We start from the raw sequence: 535 nt of genomic DNA on the forward strand, positions 1-535 counted from the left end.
GCGCCTACGTCTCCGCGTTCGGCTTCAAGGGCCCGGACCAGCAGAAGAAGGCCGGTGTCCTCTCCGGCGGCGAGCGCAACCGTCTGAACCTGGCGCTGACGCTCAAGGAGGGCGGCAACCTGCTGCTGCTCGACGAGCCCACCAACGACCTCGACGTGGAGACCCTGACCTCCCTCGAGAACGCGCTGCTGGAGTTCCCCGGCTGCGCCGTGGTGGTCTCGCACGACCGCTGGTTCCTCGACCGCACCGCCACGCACATGCTGGCCTACGAGGGCACGGAGGAGAACCCGGCGAACTGGTACTGGTTCGAGGGCAACTTCGAGTCCTACGAGGCCAACAAGGTCGAGCGCCTCGGCCCGGAGGCGGCGCGTCCGCACCGCGTGACGCACCGCAAGCTCACCCGCGACTGAGCGTCCTCCCGGCTCGCCGGGACCCACGACGTCGGGCCCCCCCCGCACCCGCGGGGGGGGGGCGCCGGGGGGCCGGCGGGGCGCCGGCTGGCGCCCGGGCCGGGGGGGGGGGGGCGGCGCGCCGG

At 74.4% G+C, this 535-nt stretch carries 1 protein-coding gene; it reads left to right on the forward strand.

The genetic code is table 11. From position 1 onward, the window contains the following. A partial coding sequence (locus Q4D18_RS09185; protein WP_303127587.1) for an ATP-binding cassette domain-containing protein occupies positions 1 to 410 on the forward strand: 410 nt, incomplete at its 5' end. Positions 411 to 535 lie beyond the last annotated feature (125 nt).

Source organism: Micrococcus sp. (assembly GCF_030523875.1).
Lineage (GTDB): Bacteria > Actinomycetota > Actinomycetes > Actinomycetales > Micrococcaceae > Micrococcus.